We start from the raw sequence: 16443 nt of genomic DNA, 5'->3' as shown, positions 1-16443 counted from the left end.
CGGCTGGCGGAGAACCCCGGTCAGGTGGGTCGCGTCAATCCAGCGAGGGCCGCTCGAAATCGCCGGTCTCGCGGTTCATCGCCCACAATTCGCCGGCCGAGATATCGAACCAGGCGCCATAGAGTGTGAGTTCGCCCGCTTCTTCCCGAGCCTTGATCTGCGGGAAAGTCCGCAGATTGTTGAGCGAGTAGCGCACGGAAATGCGCTCCAGCGCGGTCTCGCGCTCGGTCGCCGTCATCACCGAGGTCGACGCCACCGCGGCGGCCGCGGTGTGGATCAGGCTCATCCACTTGCCGATGAAGTCGCCGGGCTTCAGCGGCTTGCCGCCCTGCGCCAGCGCGGCCCGGATGCCGCCGCAGCGGCCATGGCCCATGATGACGATGTTCTTGACCTTGAGCACGTCCACCGCGAATTCGAGCGCCGCCGACGTGGAGTGGAACTCCTGGTCCGGCTCGAAGGGCGGGATCAGGTTGCCGACATTGCGCAGCACGAACAACTCGCCCGGACCGGAATCGAAGATCGTCTCGGGCGCCGATCGCGAGTCGCAGCAGGCGATCAGCATGGTTTCGGGAGCCTGCCCTTCACGCGCCAGCGAGACATAACGCTCGCTCTCGGCCGCGTAGCGGCCCTTCATGAAGTTGCGATAGCCGACGAGGAGATGTTCTGGGAGATGGGACATTGCGGCCGCAATTAACGGCAAAGCCGGGGCGGTTTCAACGAAAATCGTATAGCTGTCGCTCTTTTGGCGGAGCAGCCATTAGAGATGGCGCAGGCTTACCGCGGCCGACGGATGGGCGAGGCTGCGGGCATCGGTTTCCAGTTGCAGCTCGTCGCCGCCACGTCCGGCCGTGCGCATGAGTATCTCGTAGACGGTGGCGGTTGTGGATTGCAGAGCCTGCGTTGGCGCTGATCCGCCGAGCACGCGGGCGAGGTAGACGGCGGCCGTCAGGTCGCCGAGGCCGTTCGGCGGCCGCTCGACCGTGCGATGTTCGGCAAGCACGACCTCCCTCTCCTTCACCAGGAGGTTGCCGATCGAGCTGTCGGCCAGGGCCGGCGCCGAGGTCACCAGCATGGTGCGGGGTCCTGCCCCGCGCGCCGCCGCCGCGATCTCGCCGAGGTCGGCCAGGCGGCGCCCCGCCAGCCATTCCAGCTCGTAGCGGTTGGGGGTGGCGATGTCGGCGATCGCGACCAGCCGGTCGCGAATGGCGGTGGCCGTCCTTTCGGGCACGTAAAGGCCGCCGGCATCGCCGATCACCGGATCGCAGACATAAAGAGCATTCGGATTCCTGGCTCGCACCGCGCCGATCAGACCCGCGATGGCAGCGGCCTGGTCGGCATCGCCGAGATAACCGGTGAGGACCGCCCCCACTTCCCCCAGCCAGGGCGCGCGTTCGAGGTCGGCCATCAGAGCGGCAAACTGGTCGGGCGAAGCGACGATGCGGGTCGCCGGCCCATGGCCCGGATGCCAGGCAAGGGTGACGGTCGGCACCGCCCATACCGGGAAACCTAGCGTTTCGAGCGCGAACACCGCCGCCCGGTTGCCGACCGTTCCGCGCACGACATGGCTGGAGAGGACGATGACCGCCGGCGGCGTGGTCCTGCTATCGGTGCCCATCGGTCCTCACATGCCCCGCGTAAGATAGACGACGAGCCACACCACCAGCCCGACCGCGAGCAGGAAGCCGAGCGTGCGGCCGATGCGGGTGCCCCAGTAGTCGAGCGGGTCGGTGCGGTCGGCATTCCTGGCCGAAACGCGATCAAAAGCACCCTTGGCGGTGCGCGCCAAGAGCGAATTTCGGCCCGCTTCCTCCTCGTCGGCGAGCCGCCTCAGGATTCGCCTTGATTCGGCCTGCCGGTCGTCTCGCCGTTGCGGCATTGCGGATATCCTGTCTCACGAGCGAGGTTGCGGTCGGAACCAATTGAGGGCTTCGGCATTGTTCACGCCCCACCAGCCGACGCAAGCCGTTTCCTTGGGCAGCGTTTATGCTAGATTTCCGCTTCCTCCTCCTGATTCAGGAACCGCCCATGTACGCTGCCAGCCTGCCCCGATCCCGTTTCACGCGCCTGTTGCCTGCCTTTCTCGTCATGGTGTTCATGGTGCCGCTGCTTTCCGCCTGTGGCTTCAACACCATCCCGACCGCCGAGGAAAACGCCAAGGCCGCCTTCAGCGAGGTGCAGAGCCAGTACCAGCGCCGCGCCGACCTCATCCCCAACCTGGTCGAGACCGTCAAAGGCTACGCCGCGCACGAACGCGAGACGCTGCAGGCGGTGGTCGATGCCCGCACCAAGGCGACGCAGATCACGGTGACGCCGGAAACGCTGAAGGACCCGGCAGCGTTCAAGGCCTTCCAGGACAGCCAGGCCGGACTGACCAGCGCGCTGTCGCGGCTGCTCGCCGTGGTGGAAAACTATCCCGACCTGAAGGCGAACCAGAATTTCCTGGCGCTCCAGGCCCAGCTCGAAGGCACCGAGAACCGCATCGCGGTGGCAAGGCGCGATTATATCCAGGCGGTGAAGGACTATAACCTGTCGCTGAGGACCTTCCCGTCGATCCTGTGGGCCAAGTTCTGGTACACGTCCAACGAGCCGATGCCTAACTTCACCGTGCCGGAAGACAAGCTCGAACTGCCGAAGGTGAATTTCGGCACCAAACAGGGTGGATAAGATTTTCGCGCGGCAAAACGGAGCAGGCATCGCAAGACTGTCTGCTCTTCTCTTCCTTGCCCTCTGCCTGCCCCTCTACGCCCTTGCCGCCGACTTTCCGGCGCTGACCGGGCGCGTGGTCGACAACGCCGGCCTCATCGATGCGGCCAGCGAGGTGCTGCTTACGCAAAAGCTCGCCGACTTCGAGAAGAAGGGCTCCGACCAGATCGTGGTCGCCACCGTCCCCTCGCTCGGCGGGCAGGACATCGAGACCTACGCCAACGGGCTTTTCCGCTTCTGGAAGCTCGGCCAGGCCGGCGAGAACAACGGCGTGCTGCTGCTGGTCGCGAAGGACGACCGCAAGATGCGCATCGAGGTCGGCTATGGCCTCGAAGGCACGCTGACCGACCTGCACACCAAGCTGATCATCGAAAACGACATGGTGCCGGCCTTCCGCAACGGCGACTTTTCCGGCGGCATCGACAAGGCTGTCGACGACATGATCTCGGTCCTGGAAGGTCATCCGGAAGAACTGGAGGCACGCGGAAAGCGCAACCAGACTGGCGTCGGCGGCAACATCGAGGACTGGGTGCCCATCCTGTTCATGATCGTATGGGCGACGCTGTTCTTCGGCGGCTTCGCCATGGCGATCCTGCCGCCGATCTTCGGCCAGAAAATCGGGCCGCACCGCTATCGCTGGCTGGGCATGACCTTCGACACCGGCCGCTCTTCCGGCTCGGGCGGCGGCTGGTCGGGCGGGGGCTTCTCCGGCGGAGGCGGGTTTTCGGGCGGAGGCGGCTTTTCGGGTGGCGGCGGTTCGTCCGGCGGCGGCGGTTCGTCGGGAAGTTGGTGAGGCAGGCCATGGCAAGACATCTCATCAGCCCTCAGGACCATGCCCGCGTGGCGGCAGCCATCGCCGCCGCCGAGAAAAAGACCGACGGCGAAATCTACTGCGTGGTGGCGCATGCCAGCGACGCCTATTTCTTCCCCGCGGCCCTGGTGGCGATGCTCGGCATCCTGATCTCCGCGCTTGCGCTCGGCTTCGCGCTGGAAAGCTGGTGGCTGTCTCTGCGCCTGCCGTGGTTCGCCGCCCTGCAATTGCTGGCGGCGGTCGCGGTGCTGGCGCTGCTATGGCTGGTGCCGTCGCTGCGCATCCATCTGGTGCCGCACCGGCTGCGTTTCGCGGCCGCCCACGCCAATGCCTCGCGGCAGTTCCTCGCCCATAACATCCACCTCACCCAGGCGCGGACCGGGGTGCTGATCTTCGTGTCGCTGGCCGAACGCTATGCCGAGATCGTCGCAGACAGCGGGATCGATGACCGCGTCGACCAGTCCGTCTGGGACAGCGCCGTGCGCGGCCTGACGCAAAGCGCTGCCGACGGCCGCCTTGTCGATGGCTTCATCCAGGCGATCGGGACGGTGGGGTCGGTGCTGGCAGAGCATTTCCCGGTGTCGCCCGGCGATACCGACGAACTGGAAAACCGGCTGGTGGAAATCTGAGGCGGCTGGGCGCCGGTCAGTTGGGATAGCAGGCAGCCGGGATCTTCGGCCAAACCGCCTTGTCGCAGCCGGCTTCGGCCTGCTGCTGCCTGAACGATGCGCTCACCGGGCCGGTCACGACCGGATCGACGCCGTCCGGCGCATCGGCGAACATCGCGGCCGCATCCGGCATAGCGGCTACGTCGCCGTGCAGCGGCGCGATCCGGGTTGCCGCCGACTGCGCCCCGCCGGTCGCCAGCGCGACGGTCACCAGCACGCCGGCCAGCGGCAGGAAAAGACGCGAAAGGGAAGCGGAACGGATCATTCGCAGTGAACTCGCGACGGGAGCCCAGGTTCCCGATTGGTTAATAAAATCATTTCGACTCAAATGTCTTAATATTCGGTAACGATCGATTTGATGACCCCCCTCCCCTTTCGCATTTGCGAAAAAACCTGTATGAGCCGCGCATTAAAACGATGCGGCGCCCGGCTGCGACATCTGGGCTTGCTGCCCAAGCAACCCAGAGAACCCAATGACACTCCGCAATATCGCGATTATCGCGCACGTCGACCATGGCAAGACCACGCTGGTCGACGCGCTGCTCAAGCAGTCCGGCTCGTACCGTGAAAACCAGCGCGTGGCAGAACGCGCCATGGATTCCGGCGACATCGAGAAGGAACGCGGCATCACCATCCTCGCCAAGGCCACCTCGGTGGAATGGAAGGATACCCGCATCAACATCGTCGACACGCCCGGGCACGCCGATTTCGGCGGCGAGGTGGAACGCATCCTCAACATGGTCGACGGCGCCATCGTGCTGGTCGACTCCGCCGAGGGCCCGATGCCGCAGACCAAGTTCGTGGTCGGCAAGGCGCTCAAGGTCGGCCTGCGCCCCATCGTCGTCATCAACAAGATCGACCGGCCGGATGCGCGCCATGTCGAGGTCGTCAACGAGGTCTTCGACCTGTTCGCGGCGCTCGACGCCACCGACGAGCAGCTCGACTTCCCGATCCTCTACGGCTCCGGCCGCGACGGCTGGGTCTCCGAAAATCCGGAAGGCCCGAAGGACCAGGGGCTGGCGCCGCTGTTCGACCTGGTGATGAAGCATGTGCCGGCGCCGACCGTCCATCCCGGCCCGTTCCGCATGATCGGCACCATCCTCGAAGCCAATCCGTTCCTTGGCCGCATCGTCACCGGCCGCATCGAGTCCGGCACGCTGAAGCCCAACCAGACGGTGAAGGTGCTGCACCACGACGGCACACTGCTGGAAAACGGCCGCGTCTCCAAGATTCTCGCCTTCCGCGGCCTCGAGCGCCAGCCCATCGAAGAGGCGCAGGCGGGGGACATCGTCGCCATCGCCGGGCTGTCGAAAGGCACCGTCGCCGACACCTTCTGCGATCCCTCGATCACCGAGGCGATGGTCGCCCAGCCGATCGACCCGCCGACGGTCACCATGAGCTTCCTCGTCAACGATTCGCCGCTGGCCGGCACCGAGGGCGACAAGGTGACCAGCCGCGTCATCCGCGACCGCCTGCTCAAGGAGGCCGAGGGCAACGTCGCGCTGCGCATCGAGGAATCGGCCGAGAAGGATTCTTTCTATGTGTCCGGCCGCGGCGAACTCCAGTTGGCCGTGCTGATCGAGACGATGCGCCGCGAGGGTTTCGAACTCGCCGTGTCGCGTCCGCGCGTCGTCATGCAGAAGGACGAGGCCGGCAACCTGCTCGAACCGGTCGAGGAAGTCGTCATCGACGTGGATGAGGAACACGCCGGCGTGGTGGTGCAGAAGATGTCGGAGCGCAAGGCCGAGATGGTCGAGCTGCGCCCCTCCGGCGGCGACCGCCAGCGCCTCGTCTTCCACGCCCCGACGCGCGGCCTGATCGGCTACCAGTCGGAACTGCTGACCGATACGCGCGGCACCGCCGTCATGAACCGGCTGTTCCACTCCTACCAGCCTTACAAGGGCGAACTGCCCGGCCGCACCAACGGCGTGCTGATCTCCAACGAGCAGGGCGAGAGCGTCGCCTATGCGATGTGGAACCTGGAAGACCGCGGCCCGATGATCATCGACGCCGGCGTCAAGGTCTATCAGGGCATGATCGTCGGCATCCATTCCCGCGACAACGACCTCGAGGTCAACGTGCTCAAGGGCAAGAAGCTGACCAACATCCGCGCCGCCGGCAAGGACGAGGCCGTCAAGCTGACCCCGCCGATCCGCATGACGCTGGAGCGGGCGCTGGCCTGGATCCAGGACGACGAACTGGTCGAGGTGACGCCGAAGACCATTCGCCTCAGGAAGCTTTACCTAGACCCCAACGAGCGCAAGCGCTTCGAGCGCTCGAAGGTCGCCGCAGCCTGACCTGAATTTTTACCGACCCGGAACGCGACGGCACTGTCCATGCCGTCGCGTTTTGCGTTATGGTTTCGGGATATCCTCCCGGCCCGGAGCCGTCCCATGCACCTTGCCTCTCTCCTGATCTTCGCGGCAGCGCTTTTCGTGGCCGCCGGCTCGCCAGGCCCCTCGGTGGCCGCTCTGGTAGCGCGGGTGATCTCGAAGGGCTTTCGCGACGTCTTTCCGTTCCTCGCCGCGATGTGGATCGGCGAGGGCATCTGGCTTTCCTGCGCCGTGTTCGGGCTGGCCGTCGTGGCGCAGACGTTCCACGTAGCCTTCGTCATCGTGAAATGGGTGGGCGTCGGCTATCTGGCCTACCTCGCCTGGAAGATGTGGACGGCACCGGTCGAGGCCGGCGAAGGCGAGATGCCGCGCGAGGATTCGCCGTTCAAGCTGTTCCTCGCCGGCATGGCCGTGACCCTCGGCAACCCCAAGATCATGATGTTCTACCTGGCGCTCTTGCCGACCATCATCGACCTCGCCTCCGTGACCGTCACCGGCTGGGCGGAACTGACGCTGACCATGGCCGTGGTGCTCGCCTGCGTCGACCTCACCTGGGTGCTGGCGGCCTCGCAGGCGCGCAAGCTCCTGAAAAGCCCGCGCGCCATGCGCCTCGCCAACCGCCTCAGCGCCGCCACCATAGCCGGCGCCGCCGCCGCCATCGCGGCCCGGTCGTAAAGTTACCGCGCGATGGCGTGGTAATCGTCGTTCGGCCGCATGTCGACGGCGGCGGCCACCCGGTTCGACATATTGAAGAAGCCGACGGTCGAGGCGATGTCCCAGATGTCGCGGTCCGAAAAGCCCGCCTGCCGCAGCGCCGCGCGGTCCTCTTCCACCATCTTGTCCGGGTTTTCCGTCAGCTTGACGGCGAAGTCCAGCATCGCCCGCTGGCGCGGCGTAAGATCGGCCACGCGAAAATTCATCACCATCATCTCGCCCAGCTTCGGATCGCCCGAAAGCTGGCGCACCGCCGCGCCATGGGCGACGAGGCAATAAAAGCAGTGGTTGATCGAGGAGACCGCCACCGCGATCATCTCGCGCTCCAGCTTCGACAGCCCGGACTCGCCCAGCATCAGGTCGTTGTACATGTCGGTGAAGGCGCGAAGCTTCTTCTCGTCGAAGGCATAGGCAAGAAGCACGTTGGGCACGAGGCCGAGCTTTTCCTCGCATTTGGCGAAGTAGGCAGTCGTCGCGTCGCTGAGTTCGGCCGGAGCCAGATCGAGCGCGGTAATCTTTTCAGCCATGGTTCTTTCCTTCCCGTTCCGCCTGCCCGGCGGCTTCACAACTGTGCCAAATCAAATCGTTATATATTTCGGGCCAATGTCAAACCTTGTCGCCAAATGCCCGTCATCTGGCTACGATACCGCAAAGCACATACCGGGAGGGAGTATCCAGCATCATGGCAAACCCGAAAGCCGCGAGCAAAACGAAAAAGGCCGTGGGGATCCGGAAGCCTCCCGTAAAGCAGGCGGAGAAATCCGCTTCCTTCGCCGACTACCTGCTCGCGCGCGCGCCCGCCGAAGACGTCGCCGCCTATAGCGCGGCCGACCTCGCGCGCGCCGCCGACCTCGCCCGCAAGGCCGTCGCCAGTCACAAGAAAGGCGAAAGCGTCGTTGCCGTCGACGCGGATTCGGGCGTCTTCCGCGACGGGCGCCCGGTGACCGTCGTCACCGTCGTCAACGACAACATGCCTTTCCTGTTCGATTCCATCCTCGGCGAAATCACCGAGGATTTTTCCGAACCCTACCTGGTCACGCATCCGGTCATCGTCGCCAGGCACGGCAGGAACGGCGTCGAGGAAATCCTCGGCGATGCCGGCCTGGCCCGGGGCAACCAAGCCCACGACCGGCTGAGCGTCATCCACGTCCATATCGGGCGACTTACCCAGGAACAGGCGCAGGCGCTGGCCGAACGGCTGGAAAAAGTGCTGGAACAGGTGCGATCCGCCGTCCACGACTGGAAGCCGATGCTGGCCCGGCTCGACCAGGCGATCTCCGAATTCCGCTATGCTCCGGTCCCCCTCGACAAGGCCCATGTCACCGAGGCCATCGCCTTCCTGGAATGGTTGCGCGACGACAACTTCACCTTCCTCGGCATGCGCGAATACAAGTATAGCGGCGGTGAAAAGAGCGGCACGCTGGAGCGCGACGACGGGCCGGGCCTCGGCATCCTCACCGATCCCGACGTGCTGGTGCTGCGGCGCGGCACCGAGGCGGTGACGACGACGCCGGAAATCCGTGCCTTCCTGCATGGGCCGGAACCGCTGATCGTCACCAAGGCCAACGCCAAGTCGGTCGTGCACCGGCGCATCTATCTCGACTATATCGGCATCAAGACCTACACCGCCAAAGGCGCCCTTTCAGGCGAGTTGCGCATCGTCGGCCTGTTCACCTCCACCGCCTACACGCGCTCGGTGATGCACATTCCCTACCTGCGCTCGAAGGCCGAATGCGTCATCGCCAAGGCCGGCTTCGATGCCGGCGACCATTCCGGCAAGGCGCTGATCAACGTGCTGGAAAGCTTCCCCCGCGACGAACTGTTCCAGATCCCGGTGCCGACGCTGCGCAGGCACGCTGAGGCCATCCTCGCGCTGACCGACCGGCCGCGCGTGCGCGCGCTGGTGCGCGCCGACCAGTTCGACCGCTTCGTCTCCGTCCTCGTCTTCGTGCCGCGCGACCGCTACGACAGCGCCGCCCGCGACAGGATCGGCAGCTACCTGAAGACGGTCTTCGACGGCCGCGTTTCCGCCTACTACGTGGCATTCCCGGAAGGCGGCCTGACCCGCATCCATTTCATCATCGGCCGCACCAACGGCAAGACGCCCAAGGTGGACCAGGCGACGATCGAAACGGCCATCCGCGACATGATCCGCACCTGGGAGGACGCGCTTGCCGACACGGCCGAAATTTCCGGCAGCGCCCCCGGCCTCCGGGAGATCGCCACCCGTTTCCCCGGAAGCTATCGCGACAGCTTCACCGCCGCCGTGGCGCTGGTCGACGCCGAGCGCATCACCCGGGTCGACGCCGACCATCCGATCAGCATCGACTACTACCGCGACACCGGGCAAACCGCGACCCAGGCCTCGCTCAAGATCTATCACCATGGCGCGCCCGTGGCGCTGTCGCGCCGGGTCCCGATCCTCGAGAACATCGGCTTCCGCGTCATCAGCGAGCGCACCTTCGAGATCGGCAGCGCGCCGTCGGGCAAGGTCTTCATCCACGACATGGAACTGGAAAGCGCAGACGGGCGGCCGATCGCGCTGGACGACGGCGGCGCCCTGTTCGACGACGCCTTCCTGGCCGTGTGGAACGGCGACGTCGACAATGACGGCTACAACCGCCTCGCCCAGACCGCCGGCCTGTGGGCGAACGAGATTCTAGTGCTGCGCGCCTATGGCCGCTACCTGCAGCAGGCTGGCATTCCGCAAAGCCAGGACTTCATCGCCGCGACGCTCAACCGCTATCCCGATATCGCGCGCGGCCTGCACGCCCTGTTCGTGGCGCTGCTCGGTCCGGACGCGGCCAGCGAGGGTGCGGTGGAGGCCAAGCACCTCAAGGCCAAGATCAAGGATGCGCTGGACGACGTTCCCAACATCGACGACGACACCATCATCCGCCGCTTCCTCAACCTGATCGAATCCTCGCTCAGGACCAATCACTTCGTGGCCGGCAAGAAGGATCGCGGCCAGTCGCTGGCGATCAAGCTCGACCCGCGCGCCATCGACGGCCTGCCGGAACCGAAGCCATGGCGCGAAATCCTCGTCTACGGCTCTGAGGTCGAGGGCGTGCACCTGCGCTTCGGCCCGGTGGCGCGCGGCGGCCTGCGCTGGTCGGATCGCGCCCAGGACTACCGCACCGAAGTGCTCGGCCTGGTCAAGGCGCAGCAGGTCAAGAACGCCGTCATCGTGCCGGTGGGCGCCAAGGGCGGCTTCTACCCGAAGCAACTGCCGGTGGGCGGCAGCCGCGAGGCCGTCTTCGAGGCCGGCAAGGCCGCCTACAAGAACTTCATCTCCAGCCTGCTGTCAGTCACCGACAACATCGACATCGATCATGTCGTGCCGCCGGAAGGCGTCGTTCGCCGCGACAGCGACGATCCCTATTTCGTCGTCGCCGCGGACAAGGGCACCGCGACGTTCTCCGACACCGCCAACGCCATCAGCCAGGCGCACGACTTCTGGCTGGACGACGCCTTCGCTTCCGGCGGCTCGGCCGGCTACGACCATAAGGGCATGGGCATCACCGCCCGCGGCGCCTGGGAAGCGGTAAAGCGGCATTTCCGCGAAATGAACCGCGACATCCAGACGACGCCCTTCACCATGGTTGGCGTCGGCGACATGTCGGGCGACGTCTTCGGCAACGGCGCGCTGCGCTCCGAGCAGACCAAGCTGGTAGCGGCCTTCGACCATCGCGATATCTTCATCGATCCCGACCCCGATCCGACTGTCTCCTTTGCGGAGCGCGCGCGCCTGTTCAAGCTGCCGCGCTCGAGCTGGCAGGACTACGACAAGTCGAAACTGTCGAAGGACGGCGTCATCGTTTCGCGCAACCAGAAGTCGGTGACGCTGCCGGCGGCGGCAGCCGCCGCCATCGGCCTTTCCAAGACCACCGCCTCGCCGACCGAAATCATGCGCGCCATCCTGTCGGCACCCGTTGACCTTCTGTGGTTCGGCGGCATCGGCACCTATCTCAAGGCCTCGACCGAGACCAACCAGGAGGTCGGCGACCGCGCCAACGACGCCATCCGCATCACGGCGGCCGAGGTGCGCGCCAAGGTGATCGGCGAGGGCGCCAACCTCGGCGTCACGCAACGCGCGCGCATCGAGTTCGGGCTTGCCGGCGGGCGCAACAACTCCGACGCCATCGATAATTCCGGCGGCGTCAACTGCTCCGACGTCGAGGTCAACATCAAGATCGCGCTGGCCTCGGCCATGCGCAAGGGAACGCTGACGCGCCCCGCCCGCAACAAGCTCTTGGCCGACATGACCGACGAGGTCGCCCACCTGGTGCTTGCCAACAACTACCAGCAGACGCTGGCGCTGTCGCTGGCCCGCCAGCGCGGGCTGGCCGACATCGCCCACCAGGGCCGCTTCATGAAGGCGCTGGAGGACCGAGGCCTGCTCAACCGGGCGGTCGAGAACCTGCCGTCGCCGGCGGCGCTCGCCGAGCGGCAGGCGCGCGGGGAGCCGCTGACCCGCTCGGAGCTCGGCGTGCTCCTGGCCTATGCCAAGATCGCGCTGTTTTCCGACATTGTCGCCTCGGACGCGCCCGACGATCCGCATTTCGACCGCGACCTGATGGGCTACTTCCCCGAACGCATGGCGAAGAAATATGCCGGCGAAATCCACGGCCACCGCCTGCGCCGCGAGATCATCACACGCGTCGTCGCCAACGATCTCGTCAACCGGGGCGGCCCGTCCTTCGTCAACCGCCTGCAGGAATCGACCGGCCGCAACGCCGCCGACGTGATGCGGACCTTCGCGCTGGTGCGTGACGGCTTCGCCCTGCCGGCGCTCTATCGCGAGATCGATGCGCTGGACAACAAGATCGACGGCCAGGTCCAGCTCGACCTCTACCAGACCGTCAGCCGGCTGATCTTCACCACCTGCAACTGGTACCTGAAGAACGACAACGGTACCGAGCCCCTCGGCAAGCGCATCGACGCCCTGCTCGAGGTCCGCAAGGCGCTGGAACCCAGGCTCGCCTCGCTGCTGCCGGAATTTTCGCGGCAGCGGATCGAAGAGCGGCGCCACGGCCTGTTCAAGGGCGGCGCGCCGGAAAAGCTGGCCGAGCGGCTGGCGCTGACCGACGCCGCCGAACTCATTCCCGACATTGCGCTGACCGCCGGGATGGCAGGTGCCGACATCGCGTCGGCGGCCAAGGCCTTCTTCCATGTCAGCGAAGCCTTCCGCATTCCCCGCATCGAGGAGGCGGTGCATTCCCTCACCCCGTCGGATTATTACGACCAGCTCGCCCTGTCGCGCGCGCATGACACGATCGGCGCGGCACGACGCGGCATCGCGGTCGCGGCGCTGACCGCGCATGCGGGCGCGGCCGACCCGGTCGCGGCGTGGCTGGAGGCCGGCGGCGAGGCAATCGCCCGCGTGCGCGAACGCCTGAAGGCGCTGACGGAAGGCGGCGACCTCACCGTCTCGCGCCTTTCGGTGGCCTCGGGCCTGATGAGCGACCTGACGGGAAGGTGAAACTCCCCGACAAGGAGGTAGCGTCTATGGTAGCCGGAACGACGGATTCGGTTTCGGAAATGTTGATATCGACGGCGCTTCAGATCGCCGGTGACTTCGATTGCTCCGATACATGCTCGGCCGGTGGCGTGGCGGCTGCGCTGCTGACCGCATCCGGGAGCATTCACACCGGGATATGCATCGACACGGCCTCGAGCCTGGGCTTCTGCGCCGAGCATGCCGCCATAGCCGACATGCTCAAAAGCCGGCAAACCCGGATCACGGCCATCGTAGCCGTAAACGCCGATGGGAATATCATGCCTCCTTGCGGCAGGTGCCGGGAACTCATCCGCCAGGTCGATCCGGAAAACTGGCATACTTCCGTCGTCGTGGCGAAAGACACGGTGACGACATTGGCCGCCCTGATCCCCTATGGCGAACCGGCAGCGCCGCCCATGGGCTCGCTTTGACGTTTCTGCACAGCCCCGGGAAACCGCCCAGACACGCCGCCCCTGTCGGGAGGCCGGAGGAACCATGACCGACACTACCGTCCAGCGCGCGTCCGGGCGCGGCATATGGGGGTGGATGCTGTTCGACTGGGCGGCGCAGCCCTTTTTCACGGTCGTCACCACCTTCATCTTCGGCCCCTATTTCGTCTCGCGCATGGCGGCCGACCCGGCGCAGGGCCAGGCGGCGTGGGGCTACGGGATCGCGGCCGCCGGCCTCGCCATCGCCGTTCTGTCGCCGGTGCTGGGCTCCATCGCCGATCAGACCGGCCCGCGAAAACCCTGGATCGGCTTCTTCGCCGCCATCCAGATCGTCAGCCTTTGCCTGTTGTGGTTCGCCGCACCCGGATCGAGCCTCTGGCTCGCCGTCCTGTTCTTCTCGCTTGCTTCGGTGGCGGCCGAATTCTCGATCGTCTTCAACGATTCCATGATGCCACGCCTGATGCCGGCCAGCGAGATCGGCCGGATCTCAAACGTCGCCTGGGGGCTCGGCTATCTCGGCGGCATGATCGCGCTGATCCTGGTCGTCGGTTTCATGGCCGGCTCGCCGGAAACCGGAAAGACCCTGCTCGGACTCGACCCGCTGTTCGGCCTCGATCCGAAACTCGGCGAGGACGCGCGCGCCACCGGGCCGCTGTCGGCGCTGTGGTATCTGGTCTTCGTGCTGCCGATGTTCCTCTTCACGCCGGACGCGGCGAAGGGCATTGCCATAGGCCCGGCCGTGCGCGCCGGGCTGGCGGAACTGAAATCAACGATCGCCGAGGCGCGGCGGCGTGGCGCGATCTTCCGCTTCCTCATCGCCCGCATGCTCTACCAGGACGGCGTCAACGCGCTGCTGGCGCTGGGCGGGGCCTTCGCGGCAGCGATGTTTTCCTGGTCGATCACCGAGATCGGCGTCTTCGGCATCATTCTCAACGTCGTCGCCGTCTTCGGCTGCCTCGCCGCCGCCCGGCTCGATACCGTGCTCGGCTCGAAGAAGGTGGTGATGACGGCGCTCGTCCTTCTCATGGTCGCCACCGTCGGCATCGTCTCGACCGGGCCGGGCTACACCCTCTTCGGGCTGTGGCAACTGCCCGGCGAGGATTCGGGCGGCCTGTTCGGCACGCCGGCGGAAAAGGCCTACATCGCCTTCGGCCTGCTCATCGGGCTTGCCTTCGGCCCGGTGCAGGCCTCCTCGCGCTCCTACATGGCGCGCAGCGTCACGGCGGAGGAAGCAGGGCGCTACTTCGGCATCTATGCGCTGGCCGGCCGGGCAACGAGCTTCGCAGCCCCCTTCCTCGTCGCCACCGTCACCGCGGCCAGTGGCTCTGCCCGCCTCGGCATGGCGGCGATCATCCTGTTCCTGGGGGCGGGCATGTGGATATTGGCCGGCACGCCCTATCCCGCGAACCGGCCCAGGGAATAGCACCTACACTTCCTGAACTTGCGCCGGACTTGGCGAGGCCACCCCCCACCCCTAACCCCTCCCCACCAGGGGGAGGGGAACTCTACCGGTACCCACGTCACGGTCGTGGCAATTGGCGTGACGGTAAAAGAATCCCCCTCCCCCGGGGTTAGGGGTGGGGGTATTTCTTGCGATGGTAGGCTTGCCCTCAGTGCCGGAAGTGGCGCACGCCGGTGAACACCATGGCGATGCCGTGCTCGTCGGCGGCGGCGATCACCTCGTCGTCGCGCATCGAGCCGCCCGGCTGGATGACGGCGGTGGCGCCCGCTTCGATTGCCGACAACAAGCCGTCGGCAAACGGGAAGAAGGCATCCGAAGCGACCACCGACCCCTTGGTCAGCGGCTCCGGATTGCCGGCGGCCTCGGCGGCGTCGAGCGCCTTGCGCGCGGCGATGCGCGATGAATCGACCCGGCTCATCTGCCCGGCGCCGATGCCTACGGTCGCGCCGTCGCGCACATAAACGATGGCGTTCGACTTGACATGCTTGGCGACGCGGAACGCGAACTTGAGATCGGCCAGTTCCGCGGGCGTCGGCGCGCGCTTCGTCACCACCTTGAGGTCGAGGTCGTCGACCACCGCGTTGTCGCGGCCCTGCACCAGCAGTCCGCCGGCCACCGACTTCACTGTCGTCGCGGCAGCGCGCGGGTCGGGCAGGCCGCCGGCCGTGAGCAGGCGCAGGTTCTTCTTGGCGGCAACGATGCGCACCGCTTCCTCGCTGGCTTCGGGCGCGATGATGACTTCCGTGAAGGTCTTGACGATTTCCTCGGCCGCCTCCGCGTCAAGGATGCGGTTCATGGCCACGATGCCGCCGAAGGCCGAGATCGGATCGCAGGCCAGCGCCTTGAGATAGGCTTCCTTCAACGTGCCGCCTTCGGCGACGCCGCACGGATTGGCGTGCTTGATGATGGCGATGGCCGCCGAGCGGGCCGGGTCGAATTCGCCGACCAGTTCGAAGGCCGCGTCGGTGTCGTTGATGTTGTTGTAGGAAAGCTGCTTGCCCTGAAGCTGCTTTGCCGTGGCGACGCCGGGCCGCCGGTCGCCGGTGACGTAGAAACCCGCCGACTGGTGCGGGTTCTCGCCATAGCGCATCACCGTCTCCAGCTTGCCGCCGAACGCGCACCAGCCCGGATGCTCGATGGCGAGCGCCTCGGCGAACCAGCCGGAGATCGCCGCATCGTAGGCGGCGGTGCGCGCGAACGCCTTTGCCGCGAGCTTCTGGCGGAAATCGAACGACAGCGAGCCGAGGTTCATCTCCAGCGCATTGAGCACCGAGGCGTAGTCCTCCGGGTCGGTGACCACGGCGAGATAGGCGTGGTTCTTGGCCGAGGCGCGCACCATGGCAGGGCCGCCGATGTCGATGTTCTCGACGATGGCCGCGTATTCGCCGCCGGAGCGGCGAACTTCCTCGAACGGGTAGAGGTTGACGACGACGAGGTCGATCGGCTCGATGCCGTGCTGGTGCATCGCCGCCGCATGCTCGGGGTCGTCGCGCACGCCGAGCAGCGCGCCATGCACCGCCGGATGCAGCGTCTTGACGCGGCCGTCCATGATTTCGGGAAAGCCGGTCAGTTCCGAAACGTCGCGCACCGCGATGCCGGCCGCAGCGATCGCCTTGGCCGTGCCGCCGGTGGAGACGAGCTCGACGCCGGCCTTGGCCAGCGCCTGCGCGAATTCGACCAGCCCCGTCTTGTCGGAAACCGACAGCAGCGCGCGCCGCACCGGAACCAGGTCGGGCGGAGGGATCATTTTCGAGGCGACAGCCATGGCACAGGACCTTTCGTGGAATTAGGAACGGGCCGTAG

The 16443-nt window shown here is 66.2% G+C and carries 14 protein-coding genes; 8 read left to right on the top strand and 6 right to left on the bottom strand.

The features are described from left to right. Positions 1-34 precede the first annotated feature (34 nt). The 3 genes from ACFOHJ_RS13630 to ACFOHJ_RS13620 all read right to left on the bottom strand — a co-directional run bounded on the left by ACFOHJ_RS13630 (position 35) and on the right by ACFOHJ_RS13620 (position 1876). Complete coding sequence (locus ACFOHJ_RS13630; protein WP_378221273.1) at positions 35-679, bottom strand: carbonic anhydrase; 645 nt, start codon at positions 677-679, stop codon at positions 35-37. A gap of 78 nt (positions 680-757) precedes the next feature. After that, a complete protein-coding gene (gene pdxY / locus ACFOHJ_RS13625) occupies positions 758-1615 on the bottom strand; it encodes a pyridoxal kinase PdxY (protein WP_378221271.1) in 858 nt (285 codons plus the stop codon). 6 nt (positions 1616-1621) lie between these two features. Next, the gene (locus ACFOHJ_RS13620) at positions 1622-1876 is read right to left on the bottom strand and encodes a hypothetical protein (RefSeq protein ID WP_378221269.1); all 255 of its coding nucleotides are present in this window, start codon (positions 1874-1876) and stop codon (positions 1622-1624) included. A 149-nt stretch (positions 1877-2025) separates the two neighbouring features. Here ACFOHJ_RS13620 and ACFOHJ_RS13615 point away from each other — a divergent pair, with 149 nt between their 5' ends. From ACFOHJ_RS13615 to ACFOHJ_RS13605, 3 genes are read left to right on the top strand one after another with little or no spacing between them, the layout of a single operon-like run. After that, positions 2026-2664, top strand: a complete 639-nt coding sequence (locus ACFOHJ_RS13615; protein WP_378221267.1) for a LemA family protein — start codon at positions 2026-2028, stop codon at positions 2662-2664. 1 nt (position 2665) lies between these two features. After that, the gene (locus tag ACFOHJ_RS13610; RefSeq protein ID WP_378221581.1) at positions 2666-3496 is read left to right on the top strand and encodes a TPM domain-containing protein; all 831 of its coding nucleotides are present in this window, start codon (positions 2666-2668) and stop codon (positions 3494-3496) included. Positions 3497-3504: 8 nt separating this feature from the next. Continuing rightward, positions 3505-4143 (top strand): TPM domain-containing protein, encoded by a 639-nt coding sequence (locus tag ACFOHJ_RS13605; protein ID WP_378221264.1) that lies wholly within the window; start codon positions 3505-3507, stop codon positions 4141-4143. 16 nt (positions 4144-4159) lie between these two features. Here the strand turns inward: ACFOHJ_RS13605 and ACFOHJ_RS13600 are convergent, their stop codons facing one another. After that, positions 4160-4447 carry a hypothetical protein gene (locus ACFOHJ_RS13600; RefSeq protein ID WP_378221262.1) on the bottom strand — a complete coding sequence of 96 codons (288 nt, stop codon included), beginning with the start codon at positions 4445-4447 and terminating at the stop codon, positions 4160-4162. 208 nt (positions 4448-4655) lie between these two features. Between ACFOHJ_RS13600 and typA the strand changes: the two genes are divergently transcribed. Together typA and ACFOHJ_RS13590 are read left to right on the top strand one after the other, a co-directional pair. Further along, the gene (gene typA, locus ACFOHJ_RS13595) at positions 4656-6479 is read left to right on the top strand and encodes a translational GTPase TypA (RefSeq protein WP_378221260.1); all 1824 of its coding nucleotides are present in this window, start codon (positions 4656-4658) and stop codon (positions 6477-6479) included. A 96-nt stretch (positions 6480-6575) separates the two neighbouring features. Further along, on the top strand, positions 6576-7190 hold the full coding sequence (locus tag ACFOHJ_RS13590) for a LysE family translocator (protein WP_378221258.1): 615 nt from the start codon (positions 6576-6578) through the stop codon (positions 7188-7190). Positions 7191-7192: 2 nt separating this feature from the next. Here ACFOHJ_RS13590 and ACFOHJ_RS13585 read toward each other — a convergent pair whose 3' ends face one another. After that, the gene (locus tag ACFOHJ_RS13585) at positions 7193-7756 is read right to left on the bottom strand and encodes a peroxidase-related enzyme (protein ID WP_378221256.1); all 564 of its coding nucleotides are present in this window, start codon (positions 7754-7756) and stop codon (positions 7193-7195) included. A gap of 155 nt (positions 7757-7911) precedes the next feature. Here ACFOHJ_RS13585 and ACFOHJ_RS13580 point away from each other — a divergent pair, with 155 nt between their 5' ends. From ACFOHJ_RS13580 to ACFOHJ_RS13570, 3 genes are all read left to right on the top strand, one after another. Further along, positions 7912-12711, top strand: a complete 4800-nt coding sequence (locus ACFOHJ_RS13580) for an NAD-glutamate dehydrogenase (protein ID WP_378221254.1) — start codon at positions 7912-7914, stop codon at positions 12709-12711. Continuing rightward, entirely contained in the window at positions 12708-13160 is a 453-nt protein-coding gene (locus tag ACFOHJ_RS13575; RefSeq protein ID WP_378221252.1) for a cytidine deaminase family protein, read from the top strand. Before ACFOHJ_RS13580 ends, ACFOHJ_RS13575 begins: the two co-directional genes overlap by 4 nt. A 64-nt stretch (positions 13161-13224) precedes the next feature. Continuing rightward, positions 13225-14601 (top strand): MFS transporter, encoded by a 1377-nt coding sequence (locus ACFOHJ_RS13570; RefSeq protein ID WP_378221250.1) that lies wholly within the window; start codon positions 13225-13227, stop codon positions 14599-14601. Between the two features lie 187 nt (positions 14602-14788). Here ACFOHJ_RS13570 and purH read toward each other — a convergent pair whose 3' ends face one another. Next, the gene (gene purH, locus ACFOHJ_RS13565) at positions 14789-16405 is read right to left on the bottom strand and encodes a bifunctional phosphoribosylaminoimidazolecarboxamide formyltransferase/IMP cyclohydrolase (protein ID WP_378221249.1); all 1617 of its coding nucleotides are present in this window, start codon (positions 16403-16405) and stop codon (positions 14789-14791) included. Positions 16406-16443 lie beyond the last annotated feature (38 nt).

The organism is Aquamicrobium soli, assembly GCF_042646345.1.
Classification (GTDB): Bacteria; Pseudomonadota; Alphaproteobacteria; order Rhizobiales; family Rhizobiaceae; genus Mesorhizobium; species Mesorhizobium soli_A.
Note: the sequence above shows the minus strand (reverse complement) of the source record. Positions and strands in the feature narration are given on the sequence as shown.